Origin of the sequence: Bradyrhizobium sp. 27S5, assembly GCF_037217225.1 — a bacterium.
Classification (GTDB): domain Bacteria; phylum Pseudomonadota; class Alphaproteobacteria; order Rhizobiales; family Xanthobacteraceae; genus Bradyrhizobium; species Bradyrhizobium septentrionale.
In genome coordinates, this window is record NZ_CP147714.1 from 5726781 (window position 1) to 5740648 (window position 13868).

General features: G+C 62.3%; 11 protein-coding genes and 1 pseudogene. 3 read left to right on the forward strand and 9 right to left on the reverse strand.

All coding sequences use genetic code 11. From position 1 onward, the window contains the following. Window positions 1-3: 3 nt before the first annotated feature. From WDM24_RS27035 to WDM24_RS27075, 9 genes are all read right to left on the reverse strand, one after another. Window positions 4-1029 (reverse strand): SphA family protein, encoded by a 1026-nt coding sequence (locus tag WDM24_RS27035; RefSeq protein WP_338827865.1) that lies wholly within the window; start codon window positions 1027-1029, stop codon window positions 4-6. Window positions 1030-1072: 43 nt separating this feature from the next. Continuing rightward, entirely contained in the window at window positions 1073-2101 is a 1029-nt protein-coding gene (locus WDM24_RS27040; protein WP_338827867.1) for a DUF1254 domain-containing protein, read from the reverse strand. 74 nt (window positions 2102-2175) lie between these two features. Beyond that, a complete protein-coding gene (locus tag WDM24_RS27045) occupies window positions 2176-3525 on the reverse strand; it encodes a DUF1214 domain-containing protein (protein ID WP_338827869.1) in 1350 nt (449 codons plus the stop codon). 35 nt (window positions 3526-3560) lie between these two features. Then, complete coding sequence (locus tag WDM24_RS27050; protein WP_338827870.1) at window positions 3561-4502, reverse strand: efflux RND transporter periplasmic adaptor subunit; 942 nt, start codon at window positions 4500-4502, stop codon at window positions 3561-3563. After that, window positions 4502-4744, reverse strand: coding sequence for a DUF3302 domain-containing protein (locus WDM24_RS27055; RefSeq protein ID WP_338827871.1), 243 nt, complete (start codon window positions 4742-4744; stop codon window positions 4502-4504). Before WDM24_RS27055 ends, WDM24_RS27050 begins: the two co-directional genes overlap by 1 nt. Then, entirely contained in the window at window positions 4741-5784 is a 1044-nt protein-coding gene (locus WDM24_RS27060; RefSeq protein ID WP_338827872.1) for an HAD family hydrolase, read from the reverse strand. Before WDM24_RS27060 ends, WDM24_RS27055 begins: the two co-directional genes overlap by 4 nt. A gap of 51 nt (window positions 5785-5835) precedes the next feature. Next, on the reverse strand, window positions 5836-7548 hold the full coding sequence (locus tag WDM24_RS27065) for an arylsulfatase (protein WP_338827873.1): 1713 nt from the start codon (window positions 7546-7548) through the stop codon (window positions 5836-5838). Between the two features lie 86 nt (window positions 7549-7634). Further along, complete coding sequence (locus tag WDM24_RS27070) at window positions 7635-9437, reverse strand: arylsulfatase (protein ID WP_338827875.1); 1803 nt, start codon at window positions 9435-9437, stop codon at window positions 7635-7637. Between the two features lie 27 nt (window positions 9438-9464). Next, a complete protein-coding gene (locus tag WDM24_RS27075) occupies window positions 9465-10466 on the reverse strand; it encodes a formylglycine-generating enzyme family protein (RefSeq protein WP_166298123.1) in 1002 nt (333 codons plus the stop codon). A 1405-nt stretch (window positions 10467-11871) separates the two neighbouring features. Between WDM24_RS27075 and WDM24_RS27080 the strand changes: the two genes are divergently transcribed. The 3 genes and pseudogenes from WDM24_RS27080 to rpsD all read left to right on the forward strand — a co-directional run bounded on the left by WDM24_RS27080 (window position 11872) and on the right by rpsD (window position 13779). Next, window positions 11872-12261: a cupin domain-containing protein gene (locus tag WDM24_RS27080; protein ID WP_166206948.1), complete on the forward strand. Its 390-nt coding sequence runs from the start codon at window positions 11872-11874 to the stop codon at window positions 12259-12261. Between the two features lie 117 nt (window positions 12262-12378). Beyond that, window positions 12379-12891 (forward strand): annotated as a pseudogene (locus tag WDM24_RS27085) (hypothetical protein). A 270-nt stretch (window positions 12892-13161) separates the two neighbouring features. Then, window positions 13162-13779: a 30S ribosomal protein S4 gene (rpsD, locus tag WDM24_RS27090; protein ID WP_029081651.1), complete on the forward strand. Its 618-nt coding sequence runs from the start codon at window positions 13162-13164 to the stop codon at window positions 13777-13779. The last annotated feature ends 89 nt before the right edge of the window (window positions 13780-13868 follow it).

Sequence of the window (13868 nt, forward strand, 5' to 3'; positions counted from 1 at the left end):
CCCCTAATATTTCCGCACGATCGGCTTCGCCGGCGCGGTCTGCGGCGCGGCGGTCGAGAGCTGGAACGTCACCCAGGCCGTCCATCCCTCCGCGCGGTTCTCGGCGGCGAAATCCTTGTAGCCCCGGAGGTTCAGATAGCCCTGATAGCCCTCGCCAACGGGAAAGATGAATCCGACCTGCGGGCCAATACCGGCGACGCGCCCCTTGAAATCGCCGAGCTTGGCGCCGGCTCCGCTGTCGCCGGTGAGCTGCTGGAAATAGTAGCCGGCGACGCCGACATGGACATTCTTGGCGACGAACTTCGACAGTCCCCAGTCGAGGTGGAAGTCGATGCCGTTCTGGTATTGCAGATCCTTGTTCATTCCATTGTAGGTGACGCCGGCCAGCACCGAGAACTCCTGGCCGGATTCCGAATTGAGATAGGTGTAAGCGCCGCCAACGTCGATCGCGACAAATCCAAAGCTGAGATTGGCGAGGCGGGTGCTGTCATAGGTCCCGCTCGGGATGTTGCCGAAAATGTAGAACATCTCGTTGTTGACACCCTGATTCCATTTCAGCGTGCCCTGGTAGAAGACATCAGAGATCGTCGTGCGGTTGTCGGTTGCGACGCCCGAGATCGTGTTGCCCCGCGGGCCCGTCAGCGTCGCGTCGACACCGACACCGATGTTCCCCGGCGCGGTCAGGAAGGTCACCGCCGCCTGCCCGCCTAGCACGGCCTGTGCCCAAGTATAGGTGAAGCCTTCAATCAGCACGTCCGCATGCGCGTTGAGACCGGCGACGACCGATCCCGGCACGCGGTTGCCGATGACGAAATTCTTGCTCGCGTTGGCGCTTTGATCCAGGTGGATATAGATCGTCTCATAGGCCCAACCGGGCATCGCCGGCGCCGCCGTCAGGCTTGCGAACGCGCCGGGGAGCCAGAAGCTCAGTCCACCGGCGTCGGCCAACGCCGTGCGCGGCATCGCCGACAGCGCCAGTGCGCCAACAATGCCAAGCACCGCACGCTTGTGACGTTTGACCATTGTCATCTGAACCTCCCCACCTCGTTCAAGACATCGTAACGGATTCGCATCAGCTCGCTGGCTGCGGCTCCGGGAATTTCCACTTGCCGTTCAGGATTTCGGCGCGCGGCCGATAGAGCCGGACCGTGTAGTTCCAGCCCTTGGTGATCGGCAGGCAGTTCACAATCTTGCCGTCGCAGCCGCCAAACTGGATCGCGATCGCGCCGTCGTCACTGCGCCTGGCGGTGAGGTTGTTCAGCGTATAGGCGTTGTCGGAATTCTTCTCGTAATAACCCTGCTCGTTATAGACGCTGACCGACCAGAAGCCGTCCACGGGCACGTCCTTGACCTTGAGCTTGTAGACGGTGGTGCCGTCGTTCTTCGCGGGCGTGATGTTGAGATAGGTCGCGTCCTTGTCGGGATTGCCGCCCCAGGCGGACGCGGTCCCGACCAGATGCCTGATAGGATCGACCTGCTGTTTGGTGCCGAACGCCTTCTTGAAGTCGGGAATGGTGGAGCCCAGCACGAGCAGCGCATCGCGGACCTTCTTCTGGCTGGCCGGATCCCAGTTCGGCACCTCGAACTTGCCGGCAGTCTTCTGGCTGACCTTGATGGCGTCCTGAAGCTTGTGGACCGCATCGACATCCTTGGCGTCCGTTGGATCGACCAGCGTGCGGATGGCGACAACGACGTAGCGCGTGCCGACCTTGTCTTTCGACAAGGTCCGGGTGCCGGCGCCATAGTCAACCTCCACGACGTAGTGATCCTGATTGATCACCTCCATCGACATGAATCGCTTGCCTGCATCCGGCAGCGTAATCGAGACCGGTCCCGCGTCGAGATCGAAGACCGCGCCGGAGTAGAGCGTGTCGCGGTTGAGGCGGATGACAGCCTGCTTGTCGAGAGAAGCGGGTTCACGATTATGATTGAACCTGCCGAAGCCGTTCTCCCGGGCGATGTTGCCGAGATAGAGGTCCGACTCGGCGCGAATGAAGTTGTCGACCGTGACCGGCACAGCGCCGTCCGCGGGCGGCTCAGCCTGTGCGCTCGTGATCAGGGTGAACGCCACCAAGCCAAAGCCAATCTTCCTGATCATCATGAACCAACTCCACTACTTGCACGTAGAACGAGAATCTGCTCCGGGCGCCGGCAATCCGTCCGGCCCCCGAAAACTCAATTGACCTTTGTCAGAGCCGGCGGTGTCCATTCACACGTCCTTGCCGGCTCCTTCGGCACATATGTCCGGAATGTCAGCGAGAACGGCTTGCCGTCGGCGGCCGGCAGCCAGTTAGCCTCGGGAACGCCGGCCACCGGCTTCGCTCCGATGCCGATCTTCAGCGAACCATCCGCCTCCTTCACCAACGGCGAGTGATTGTTAAAGTTGTATCGTTTCAGGGGATTCTGCACCACACGATAGTCCGGCACGCCGACCAGGATGACAGACCAGTAGGCATCGACTACCGATTGCGGCAGTCCATTGGCCGGAAAGTGCATGACATAGCTGTTGCTGCCATTGAGCGGCTGCTCATTGGCGTCGCGGGTCGCCGGAAAGTACACGACCTCGGCGGGGTTGTTCGCCCAGATCCCCGCATAGTTGGCCGACGAGCGCAATCGATAGCCTGCGCCATAGTTGCCACCGGACGACGCGCACAGCCAATGATTCACGTATGGCGCGGTCTTGGTCAGGGCATCCTCGCGAAACTGCGTCGAGACCTTCTTGAGCTGCGCATCGATCGATGCGCGCGCCTCCTTGCCGGACGCGACATAGGCCGCGACGGCGCGGACCTTCTGCTGCATCTCGGCGGCGTTCGGCGAGACATCGAGCGCGCTCCCGAGCTTGGCGTCGACGTCGTCGAAAATCTCGACGCCAATCAGGTCCACATTGCTGAACATCGGAATGGCCGGAGGCGGCGCAATCGCCGGCTTCCCGAGCGCTGTCACGGTGAACGCACGCTGAAGCTTCACGGCACCATCCGGATCGCCCTTCAACTCGACGCGGCCGAGCATTTTCGCCTTGCTGGAATGCAGCTCGATGCGGCCGGCGTCAGCGGGGATCTTTGCGGAGGAACCCGGCTTCACCAGAGCGAACTTGCCGTATGGTTTGGTCGGAAAGATGCGCTCGTTGATATTGGCGATGACCTCGCCCCACTCATCCAGAATCTGCGCGGTGTAGTAGCGCCCCTTGATCTCGGGTACCTCCAGGATGACAGGCGTCTTGTCGTCGACCGCGAACCACGCCTCCAGATAGGCAACATCAAAGTTCGGGTTGACGAAATCGGCCGAGCCGAGCGGATTGTACTTGATCTTGTTGTAGGCGAAGCCCTCACCCTTGCGATCTATGTGCTCCTGGCGGATCACGAGGACGCGCCCGAGCAGATAGATATAGGCATCGGCGACGGTCTTCTCGTCTGGCGTCACGCCGAGAACTGTGGCCGCCTGCTGCGCGGCAGCCGGCGAACTCGGCGCAGCCAGAACCGTCGATACGCAGAATGCCGCCGTGATCGCTTTGGAAATGTGTCTCACCCGTACTGCTCCCTGCATTTGTCAATCCGCTCCCCTCAGAACGGATTGACGTAATTGACGATCGCGACCTGGCGCAGAATCACGCGCCGCACGACATGCGTCGGTTTGAGATGCTCCGTGTAGATCGCCGCCGTGCCGGTTGCGCCCGCGGGCAGCCGGTCGGCGAAGGCAGCATCGTCGAGCTTGACACGCACGACGAATGGCGCAGCCTCGATCGCCTTCGGCGCCACGGCCGTACCCGAGGTCTGGGTCTGACCCGTCGCGATCGCCTGCAACACACTTTCGACCTTGCCGGAATAAATTTGCCCGGGAGCGAACTTGAACGTGACTTCGGCCTCCTGTCCCGGCGCGACATACCGCGCATCGATCTGGTTGATCTCGACGCCGATGATCGTGCTCGAGGTGTCGATGAACGCCATCACCGGCGACAGCGGCAGGTTCGCCACCCGCGCGCCCTTGCGCAGCGCGAGGTTGGTGACGTAACCGTCGGCCGGCGCGCGGACCACCGTCTTGTCGCTGTTCCACTGTGCTGCCTCGAGCTGGCCGCTGAGCTGATCGACCTCGGACTGCCGCTGCTCGACGTCAAAGCCGCGCCCGGCATCGCGTTCGTAGAGCGTCGTCATCTGGGCGAGCCGCGTCCTGGACAGCTTGAGCTGCGCCTCGATCGCCTTGACCTGTGCGTCGTAGGGCGTCGGATCGATCTTGAAGAGAATGTCGCCCGCCTTCAGCGGCGTGTTGGCGACGACGGGCACCTCGGTCACCTCGCCCGCGACGTCGGGGACGATCGACACCGCATTGCGCACAACCAGCGCCGAGCCCTGCGGCGCGCCCCAACCCATCGGCACCAGCAGGCCGAACAGCAAGAGCACCAGCACGACGAAGGGCGACGCTTTCCAGAACAGGTTGAAGCGCACGATCCTGAACTGCACCAGCAAGAACAGCAGCACCAGATAGGTGTTGAAGATCGCGACACCCATCACGCATCTTCCGCCCGGTGCGGCGCCGGCACGTCGACATAGGCCCAGACGAAAGCGACCGGCCACAGCGCAAAGCCGCAGATCAAGGTGATCCAGCCGGCGACGGTCACGGCCTGCGCGTAAGGGTGATTGCGGGATTTCGCGATATGCCCGGGCAACCAGCCGGCGATGCAGAACATACTGATCGCGCTCGCGACCAGGATAAGCAGCACGATCCAGGCGAAGATGTCGTAGCCGCTCATGGCTTCGCCTCCTTCGCAGCACCTGTTGTGGCCAGGGGCGGAAAGACCTCTTTCCAATCCTGCTTCATGTCGACCACGGTCCAGCCGCCCGCAATGGCCGCGTCGAGCGCCTTGTCGAGCTTGCCGATCTTCGATTGCCGGTCATAGGCGTATTCGCGCGCGGCATCGGTGTGGTGCACGATGCCGGCGAAGCGCGCGCCCTGCCCCGCCGCGGTCCATTGCAACATCTGCAGATCGCCATCCGAGTTGCCGAACGCGAAGATCGGACGGCGACCGATAAAGCGGTTGATCCCGACCGGCTTGCCCGGACCGTCATCGATGAATTCGACCTTGGCTTCCTTCATCAGCACCGGCTTGCCGTCAGCACCGATCTGGAATTTCACCACGCCCGACGAGCCGACCACCTGCTCCGGCGGAATGCCGTAGACCCGTTCCATCCACGGCCGCATGAACTCGACGCCGCCGCCGGAGACGACGAAGGTCTTGAAGCCGTTGGCCCTGAGATAAACCAGCAGCTCCAGCATCGGTTGATAGACCAGGCTGTCATAGGGACGGTTGAACCGCGGATGCCTTGCCGTCGCGAGCCAGTCGCGGACGGACTGCGCAAACGCCTCCGTGGTCATGCCGGCATGCGTGACCGCCAGGATTTGCAACAGCCCTTTCTCTCCGCTGGCCGCAAGCGCCTTGGTGTCCTTCTCCAGCAGCGCCTTGAAGGGTTGCCGCGTCTTCCAGTCCGGATGCTCCGGCGCCATCGCCTTGACGCGGTCGAACGCGAAGGCGAGTTGGAAATAGAGTGGCTGCTCGGTCCACAGCGTGCCGTCATTGTCGAAAGTGGCGATGCGCTCCGCCGGCGGGACGAAATCCGCCCCGCTTTGCGTCGTCACCCGCGCGACGAAATCGGTGATCGCCTGCTTTGCCGCGCCGTCGTTCCAGGACGGCAGCGGGTCGGCCTGGGCACGGGCACCGACAACGCTGCACAGCACGAGAGCGACGAGCGCCGCAACGGCCGCTCGTCGGTTCAGTCCTGTGCATCCAGCCATCACTGCAATCCGCAACGGATTTCCCCTACCGCCTCTCGTTGAGCTTCATGCCTATTGGGTCACCTCAAAGCTCTTCTGCATCTTCTCGACCAGCTGGTCGATGCTGAAGCTCGATGGCCGCTGGCTCGGAGGATAATCCTTGAAAGTCGCGAGAAAGTCTCCGACGACCGCCGAGGACGCCAGGAATGCGCCGGCAGCGTCCGACATGAACCAGTCGTAGTAAGTGTTCGAGGTGACGTCCGCACGTTCGTACGGATCGGAACGCAGATTGAAGAATTTCGGCACCCGCAGCTTGGTGAACGGCTCCGCCCAGATCCGCATGGTGCCGTTGACGCGCTGCTCTTCGAACACCGCTTTCCAGTTCTCATAACGCATCGCCACGACATCGCCGTCGTCGTTGAAGTAGATGAATTCCTTGCGGGCGCCGCGATCCTGCTGGCCGGTGAGATATGGAAGCTGGTTGTAACCGTCGAGGTGAACCTTGAATGTCTTGCCACCGACGTTATAGCCGTTGAGCAGCTTCTGCTTGATCTCCGTATCGCCGGCCGCGGCCATGAGTGTGGGGAACCAGTCGAGTCCGCTGATCATTTCGTTCGAGACCGAACCCGGCTGGATTCGTCCCGGCCAGCGGATCATGCAGGGCACGCGGAACGCGCCTTCCCAGTTGGTGTTCTTCTCGCTGCGGAACGGCGTCGTGCCGGCGTCCGGCCAGGAGTTCTGATGCGGGCCGTTGTCGGTCGTGTAGAGAACGATCGTATCATTGGCGACGCCGAGATCGTCCAGGGCCTTGAGGTTCGTGCCGATCGTCGCATCGTGCTCGATCATCCCGTCGGCATATTCGGTCCGTGAAGTCAGGCCCGGCTTGTCGCGATGCTCCGCCCGCACATGGGTGCGGAAATGCATGCGGGTGGAGTTGAACCAGCAGAAGAACGGCGTGTTCGCCTGAACCTGACGCCGCATGAAATCGACCGCCGCGGCCGACGTCTCATCGTCGATGGTTTCCATGCGCTTCTTGGAGAGCGGCCCGGTGTCCTCGATGGTCTGCTTGCCAACCCTGCCCCAGCGTGGCTGCTCGGTCGGGTCGTCGCGGTCGGATGCCTTGCAACGCAACACGCCGCGCGGTCCGAACTTGTCGAAGAAGCCGGGGTCTTTCGGGTAGAACCAGTTCTCGGGGTCTTCTTCGGCGTTGAGGTGATAAAGGTTGCCGTAGAACTCGTCGAAGCCGTGCACCGTCGGCAAATATTCGTTGCGGTCGCCAAGGTGGTTCTTGCCGAACTGGCCGGTGGCGTAGCCCAGCGGCTTGAGCACTTGGGCGATCGTGACGTCCCTAGCCTGCAGGCCAACGGTCGCGCCGGGGACGCCAACCTTCGAGAGGCCGGTTCGCAACGTGCATTGGCCGGTGATGAAGGATGATCGCCCTGCCGTGCAGCTTTGCTCGGCATAATAGTCGGTAAACATCATGCCTTCTTTGGCAACGCGATCGATATTCGGCGTGCGATAGCCCATCAGGCCGAATGAATAGGCGCTCAGGTTGGTCTGGCCGATATCGTCGCCGAAGATGATAAGAATATTCGGCTTGCGCCCCGAGGCCGCCGCCGCGGCCGGACTTGCAGCCGGCGCCGGGGCAGCCTTCTGCGCCTGTGCCAGCGCGTCCGATGTCAACGCCGCTGCTGCGACCAGCGAGGATGTACCGAGCAGCAGATTTCGACGATTGATCGCCTGTTCCGCTTCGGTCTGGCTCCTGTTCCTGGTTTCATTGCTCATTCGACACTCCTTACTTTTCAGAAGGCTGTAGCGACGGTCGAGAAACTGCAGGCCGGCTCACCGAAGGATGAGCCGGGTGCGCAGAGTTAGCGATTTTGCAGTTGCTGCTGGATGATCCGGTTCAGTCCGGCGCGGACCTTGTCGACATCCATTCCTTCGATTAGCGCCTTCTTCTGCTTGATCCCATCCATCATGCCTTCCAGGATGTTGGCGGGATTGAAGCTCGGCGGGAAGGCGCGCGGCGGAAACTCCTTGAACGTCGCGACGAACTGGAACACCTCATCCATCATGCCGTAGGCGCTGCCGACATGATTCAGATTCCAGTCCCAGAAGGTGTTGGAGGTGATGTCGGCGCGCTCGAAGGGGTCCTGCATCAGGTTAAATATCTTCTGCAGGCGGAGCGTGGTGAAGGGTTCGGCCCACAGCCCCATCGTCCCTTCCTTGCGCTGCTCGGAGAAGACGTATTTGTAGTCGCCCTGCCGGAAGCACACCAACAGGCCATCATCGTCCGAGTAGAAAAACTTGTCGCGCGCGCTCTTGGTGCCGTTGTTGTTGGCGGCGGTCCCGCTGACGTTGCGGAGGAACGCCGACTGGTCATAGCCGTCGAGATGGACTTTGTAGCTGGTGCCGTTCGCGGTGTAGCCAGCCCTCAGCTTGTTGACGATGTCGGGTTCGCCGGCGATCGAACATAACGTTGGGATCCAGTCGTTGTGGCTCATGAGTTCGTTGCTGACCGTACCGGGCTTGATCACACCGGGCCAGCGGACAAGGCAGGGCACGCGGAAAGCGCCCTCCCAATTGGTGTTCTTCTCGGAGCGGAACCAGGTCATGGCACCGTCGGGCCAGGTGTTCATGTGGGGCCCGTTGTCGCTCGAATAGACCACAATGGTGTCGTTCGCGATTCCCAGATCGTCCAGCGCTTTGAGCAGTGAGCCGACGGTGTCGTCGTGCTCCATCATGCCGTCAATGTATTCGCTGTCGCCGTGGGTGTAGCGGCCCCGGTGGTCGGCGCGCACATGCGTTCGCAGATGCATGCGCGTCGCGTTGAACCAGCAGAAGAACGGCTTGCCGGCCGCCTGCTGCCGCTTGATGAAATCGATCGCCGCCGCGGACGTTTCGTCATCGACCGTCTCCATGCGCTTCTTGGTCAGGGCGCCGGTATCCTCGATGGTCTGCTTGCCGATCTTGCCGAACCGCGGATCGACCGTGGGATCGTCACGATCCGTCGCCTTGCAGCGCAGGACGCCGCGCGGGCCAAACTTGGCGCGGTAGGCCGGATCCTTGGGATAGTCGGGCAGCTCCGGCTCTTCCTCGGCATTGAGATGGTAGAGGTTGCCGAAGAACTCGTCGAAGCCGTTCACAGTCGGCAGCGATTCGTTGCGGTCGCCGACGTGATTTTTGCCGAACTGACCGGTGGTATAGCCGAGATTCTTGAGCAGACCGCCGACCGACGGATCGAGCTGGCTCATCCCCATTGGCGCACCGGGAAAGCCGACCTTGGTCAGACCGGAACGAATACCATGCTGGCCGGTGAGAAACGCAGCGCGGCCGGCCGTGCAAGACTGCTCGCCGTAATAATGCTGCATCTTGAGGCCTTCGCGCGCAATGCGGTCGATGCTTGGCGTCTCGTATCCCATCAAGCCATTCGAATAGGCGCTGATGTTCGCGATGCCGATGTCGTCACCCCAGATCACCAGGATATTCGGCTTGCGGCCCGAGGTCGCCGCAGGGGACGGACTTGCAGCCGACGAAGGCGCTGCCTTCTGCGCCTGCGCGAACGCATCGGACGTCAATGTCGCCGCGGCCACCAGGGTGGATGTGCCCAGCAAGAGATTGCGACGGTCGATAGCCTTGTCGGCCTGTTTGTTGTTGTCGGCGTCGTTGCTCATAAGAAACTCCTTACATTGCAAAGGCCTTCATTTCGGCGGGTGAGAAACGGCTGGCGACGACCGCACCACGCAGCGGAATCCGACATGGCTGGTCGAGGTATCGACCGGCTCGGCATGGCGCGCGGCCGGGCGATAGCGGCGGCAGTAGTTCGGCGCGCAGAGATGCGAGCCGCCTTTCAGGACCTTGCGGGGAATCCTGATCGCCGGCTGGGCGGGGTCGTAGCTCGCGCTCTCGCGGCCGCCGCGCGGATTCTGCGGAATGCAGCAAGGTTTCGCGGCATCGGCCTCATGGCGGGCCGACCACCAGTCGGCGGTCCACTCCCAGACATTGCCGATCATGTCGTGGACGCCATAGCCGTTCGGCGGGAACGCGGTCACCGGCGAGGTCCGGTCAAAACCGTCCTCGCAGAGATTCTGCAGCGGGAAATTGCCCTGCCAGGTATTGGCCATGTGCTTGCCGCCGGGCGTCAGGGCATTGCCCCAGGCATATTCCTCATCCTCGAGCCCGCCGCGTGCCGCGAACTCCCACTCCGCTTCGGTCGGCAGCTCCTTGCCGGCCCATTTGGCGTAGGCCAGCGCATCGGCATAGGCGACGTGGACGACGGGATGGCTGCCGAGCACGTTGATGTTGCTGCGCGGGCCATAGGGGCGACGCCAGTTCGCGCCCCGCAGGTAGGTCCACCATTGGCTCCAGTCGCGCAGGGTGTGGACGCGGCGCGGCGGAGAAAACACCAGCGAGCCGGCATAGAGCATGTGCGGCAGCGCGCCCGGATATTGCGCGGGATCGGGCGGCCGCTCGGCGAACGTGATGTGGCCGGTCTCCCGCACGAAGTCGCGGAATTGGGCGTTGGTCACCGGCGTGCGGTCGATCCAGAAACCATCGACCGACGCGCGATGCGACGGCGCTTCCTCGGGATAATGCTGGTCCGATCCCATGCGGAACGTGCCGCCGGGAATCCAGACCATGTCGTCGGTCTGCATGCGGTCGTCCGGCTCTGCTTCAGCGGAAGCGATCTCGGCCCGGGACATGGCGATACACCTGTTCGCGCATTACCGCGGGCAACAGTCCCAAAAACCCTGTGTTCTCGATGGGTCGGTGATTTCGTTGAGTGCTACGCGGAAGATCTTGCCGAAGATCGCAGGCTTGAAGATCGCAGGATTGGCTTCTCGGTGATCGAACGTCGTGCTCGATTGCATTGTCGCGCCCTTCCATTTTTTGATGCTGCACTTTTCGGCAGCGTTGATTGCGTCAGGCCTTCTTCCCTTTCTCTCCTCGTCGCCATCTACCCGAGCGCTCGCGTGCGCAGCCGCCCATGCGGCGCGTGATCCGTCCCGCCGGACGTTGTCACGAGCTGTTTCGCTTTGAGATCAAACGATAGCGCAACGTGTTATGCGTGGCATGTGCACTTTGTGCCAATCTCAACCCCAAGGCGTGCAGCCTTAACGAACGATGTCCCAATTCCATCAATCCGATGCCGCGGGCATCATTGCCTTCTTGGAAAAACAAGCGAAAATTTGCACGTCGGCAAATCCGCGCCACGATCTCGCCGTGCAAATCAAACCGGCGTTGTCGCCGGGGAAGTTCTTGTCCTGACTTCAAGCACTTGGTCTCGGCAGATCAATCGCACTCTCCAGTTGTGAACCTGAAAATAAGCGAGCACCTCTCGGTCAGCACCAGCGAACTCGTCGGCTTCGAAGGACTTCACGACGCCGCCAAAGGCTCGCACGTCGGGGCCATGCAGCTTGAGCGCGGCAGGCTGCGCGGCACATTGTCTCACGCGAATTGAACGGCCTGCACGAACCGGAACTCGGCCCGCTGCGGGTACGGCGCAACGAGCCGGCGTCGCCCGAAATCGCGATCACTGAGTTGCCCGACGTGGCAAGACCCGTCGTCAAAAATATTTCTGTTTATCGGCACACCCAACTCAGTGTATAGATTTGCCCGTCTCACCCGATCGAGGGGCGCTTGCGCATCGTCACGGGTGTTGCGGTGAGATGCGGTGGACGCTGAGGTCACGACCGACGAAGCGTGATCGATGCGGACGGCGAAATCGTGTGGTCCTGACGCCCTAGCGGCAGGTGTCTCGTCGCAATATGCGAAAGCGTTTTGCGAGGGCGGTGACAAGGAAGCCCAGTCTCGCCGGGGAGAGCACGTATAAGCCGTAACCCATCGCGCGGGGAAAGCCGGAGTTCCCGGTTACACCTGTGGTCCTACCTCCCGTGCTTTTTGTTGCACGGGACCCATGGGTGCGATCGGCACCTGGCTTTCCCTGCGCCCTCTGATAATCGAGGGCGGACAAATGATGCAGAAACTCGGGTGGTTCGCGCCGCGAGATGAACGGACTTATCCGAACGTCGCAAGCGCACATCACACTTCGCAGGCTTTCCGCCGCGAGTCCGCGCTGCTAGGCTTTGGCGCCTTGGGAGGAAATGCATGTTCAGGAAATTGCTGATTGGTCTCACCGTGATTGCCTTTGCCGGTGCCGGCGCTGCTGTTGCGCAGCAGAGCGGCATCAAGCGCACGCCGCTGCAAAAGGTCGATTTCCCGGCGGGCTACAACACGGTGACCGCGATCGCCGAGGTTCCGGCCGGGGGCGCGTCGGGGCGTCACAGCCATCCCGGTGCTGAAACCGGCTATGTGCTCGAAGGCGAGCTCGAACTTGTGATCGACGGCCAGCCGCCGTTGAAAGTGAAGGCGGGCGATTCCTACCAGATCCCGGAAGGTGCGGTGCACGACGCCAAGGCCTCCGGCGACAAGCCGCTCAAGGTGCTCGGGGTCTACGTGGTCAAGGCCGGCGAGCCCCTGGCAAAACCGGCGCCGTGAGCAGAACCAATTGGCTTACCGCCAGTTGGTTCATCTGAACTTCAGGTACGGCGAGCGACAATTTGCGCTCGCCGGACATTGATATTTTGCCGGTTTATAGGGACTTGAACTGAACGGATGCGCGGTCGATTTCGTCGAATTTCATTGCCGCGCCGTCCCGTCGCCGATCTGATGTACGCGTCGGCCGGCGTGCCGTTCGTTTCCCTGACACGCTCCCTGAATGTCCGCGCCGTGGTCGAGGCCCGCGCTGGCACCCGGCTGGGCCGCGATCTTCGTCAAGGCGTTCGCGCTGGTCGCCAAGACCGAGCCGACCCTGCGCACGCTGCACGTCAAATGGCCCTGGCCGTGCCTCTATGAGCTGCCGCGCAGCGTCGGCATGGTGGCGATTGCGCGGGTAAATTGCACGCGCTGAGCCCGGGCCCATTCCTGCTGAGCTATGGCGTGATCAAGCCGGATCACACCGTCGATGTGGTGCTGCGCTGGGACCATTTGGTCTGCGACGCGGCGCTGATCGCCCGGACGCTGGCCCGGCTCGAGCAGGTATTGAGCGGCGTGATTGCCCCCGAATTGGGCGCGATCCGGCCGGAAACCGGCACTCGGCCGGTCCGGGCGGCGGCAACCAGGCTTTGAGGGGCGAAAACAGCCGATTTTGGCGTCGATTCGGCCCAAACCGCCCCGCGTTTTGTTTGACAGACCCGGACTTTCTCCTTAAGACCACCCTTGCTCGCGGGCCGGTTTCGGCCCGCGATGCGTTTCGCGACCCGTGGTTCTCCCCGAGCTTTCGAGGCGGACCTGTCGGTACAGGCCTTTTGGCCGGTACACAGGAGGGCGCGTCTCCTCAAACCTGAAACTGACAAAACGCCGGGCGCGACGCAGCGACGGCTATACAAAGAGGACGCGATGACAAAGCGCAGTGAGGCGAAGTACAAGATCGATCGCCGCATGGGCCAGAATATCTGGGGCCGCCCGAAGAGCCCCGTGAACCGCCGCGAATACGGCCCCGGCCAGCACGGCCAGCGCCGCAAAGGCAAGCTCTCCGACTTCGGCGTGCAGCTCCGCGCCAAGCAGAAGCTCAAGGGCTACTACGCCAACATTTCCGAGCGCCAGTTCCACGGCATCTATGTCGAAGCCAGCCGCCTGAAGGGCGACACCGGCGAGAACCTGATCGGCCTGCTGGAGCGCCGTCTCGACACCGTGGTGTACCGCGCCAAGTTCGTCGCCACGATGTTCGCCGCGCGCCAGTTCATCAACCACGGCCACGTCAAGGTGAACGGCCGCAAGGTCAACATCGGCAGCTACAAGCTGAAGGTCGGCGACAGCATCGAGGTCAAGGAAGCCTCCAAGCAGCTCACCCCGGTGCTGGAAGCCGCCCAGCTGCCCGAGCGCGACGTGCCCGACTTCCTCGAGGTCGATCACGGCAAGATGACCGCGAAGTTCGCCCGCATCCCGGCGCTCGGCGACGTGCCGTTCCCGGTGCAGATGGAGCCGCATCTGATCGTCGAATTCTATTCGCGCTGATCACGGCACGCATGCGAGATCCGAAAGGCCCCGGTTTTGCCGGGGCCTTTTTGTTTGGCTAAAGTCAGCACACATCGACCGAGAGAGAC

Coding starts and splice junctions, on each gene's coding strand:
- WDM24_RS27055 (WP_338827871.1), bottom strand. CDS start 4,744: ATGAGCGGCTACGACATCTTCGCCTGGATCGTGCTGCTTATCCTGGTC.
- WDM24_RS27035 (WP_338827865.1), bottom strand. CDS start 1,029: ATGACAATGGTCAAACGTCACAAGCGTGCGGTGCTTGGCATTGTTGGC.
- WDM24_RS27040 (WP_338827867.1), bottom strand. CDS start 2,101: ATGATGATCAGGAAGATTGGCTTTGGCTTGGTGGCGTTCACCCTGATC.
- WDM24_RS27050 (WP_338827870.1), bottom strand. CDS start 4,502: ATGGGTGTCGCGATCTTCAACACCTATCTGGTGCTGCTGTTCTTGCTG.
- rpsD (WP_029081651.1), top strand. CDS start 13,162: ATGACAAAGCGCAGTGAGGCGAAGTACAAGATCGATCGCCGCATGGGC.
- WDM24_RS27075 (WP_166298123.1), bottom strand. CDS start 10,466: ATGTCCCGGGCCGAGATCGCTTCCGCTGAAGCAGAGCCGGACGACCGC.
- WDM24_RS27070 (WP_338827875.1), bottom strand. CDS start 9,437: ATGAGCAACGACGCCGACAACAACAAACAGGCCGACAAGGCTATCGAC.
- WDM24_RS27060 (WP_338827872.1), bottom strand. CDS start 5,784: ATGGCTGGATGCACAGGACTGAACCGACGAGCGGCCGTTGCGGCGCTC.
- WDM24_RS27065 (WP_338827873.1), bottom strand. CDS start 7,548: ATGAGCAATGAAACCAGGAACAGGAGCCAGACCGAAGCGGAACAGGCG.
- WDM24_RS27080 (WP_166206948.1), top strand. CDS start 11,872: ATGTTCAGGAAATTGCTGATTGGTCTCACCGTGATTGCCTTTGCCGGT.